Here is a 1,143-nt window from a genome sequence, read left to right on the forward strand (position 1 = left end):
GGACGGCCGGCTGGTCTGCGTGGCACCGGTCTGGGATGCGGACGACATCCCGGTCCGCTTCGCACGGCTGGCGCACGCGGAGTCCGAGGGGCGGGGGCTCGTCGCGCTCGGGCGTCCGCACCCCGGCACGGGCGGGGCCGCGGCCTCGTACGCGGAGGCCCTGGACGCGCTCGGCGTCGCGGACCGGCTCGGACTCGGGGGCCCGCTGCTGCGCGCCGCCGACCTGCTGGTCTTCCCGGTACTGACCCGCGACCGGGCGGCGATGGCCGAGCTGGTACTGGCCGCCCTCGGGCCGCTGCGGGCCGGGCGCGGCGGGGCGGCGCCCCTGCTGGACACCCTGACCGCGTACTTCGACTCGGGGTGCGTGGCCGCGGAGGCGGCCCGGCGGCTGAACCTGAGCGTGCGGGCGCTGACCTACCGACTGGAGCGGATCCACCGGCTGACGGGCACCGACCCGGGGGACCCCGTCCAGCGGTACACCCTCCAGACGGCCGTGATCGGCGCCCGCCTGCTGGACTGGCCGGCCCGGCCGCTGTAGGGCTTCGCCTCCTCACCCGTTCGGGGGTAGCGGCCCGATCGGGCGCGTACGGCCCGCGCACCCGCCGCCAGCTGGGAGGACACGGGCGCCGGAGTCCGGGAGCGACGTGACGCGCCGTCATTTCCGGTGCGGGCGGCGATGTGCGGGCGGCCCGGGAGGGGTCCACTGCTCCCAGGAACCGGCCGCCCGAGCCGGACGGGAGGAACACCATGTCCCGCGCCCAGTGGGCCGCCGTCGCGCTGACGGCCACTCTGCTCTGCACCGGTATCGCCCTGTTGCGCGGCAGCTCGGGCGCGGAGCCCGCCGCCGCGAGCGTCACCGACGCGCTGCCCTCCCGGGCGCTGGGCCTGTCCGGGCACCGCCGTCTCGTCCGCGGGCTGGAGCAGTCCGGGGTGCACGGCCCCGCCGCGGACCGCCGGACGGTGGCCGTCCCGCCGATGCGGGCATCACGGCCGCTGCGGCTGCGCATCCCCAGCCTGGGCGTGGACCTCCCCCTGGCCGGGGGCCCGCAGGACGGTGTCGTTCGGCCGGCTGGGACACCGACGGCCCGGCTCCGGGGCCTCCCCACCGCCGTGGTCACCGGCGACGGGCTCCCGCTCGCCGGG

Annotated in this window: 1 protein-coding gene and 1 pseudogene; both read left to right on the forward strand. The window is 78.6% G+C overall.

The annotated features are described in order from the left end of the window. The coding region (locus tag SSNG_RS17055; RefSeq protein WP_063749898.1) for a helix-turn-helix domain-containing protein at positions 1-538 on the forward strand (538 nt) is incomplete at its 5' end. 209 nt (positions 539-747) lie between these two features. After that, positions 748-1,143, forward strand: a pseudogene (locus SSNG_RS42155) (hypothetical protein); the annotation flags it as partial.

The organism is Streptomyces sp. C (assembly GCF_000158895.1).
Classification (GTDB): Bacteria; Actinomycetota; Actinomycetes; order Streptomycetales; family Streptomycetaceae; genus Streptomyces; species Streptomyces racemochromogenes.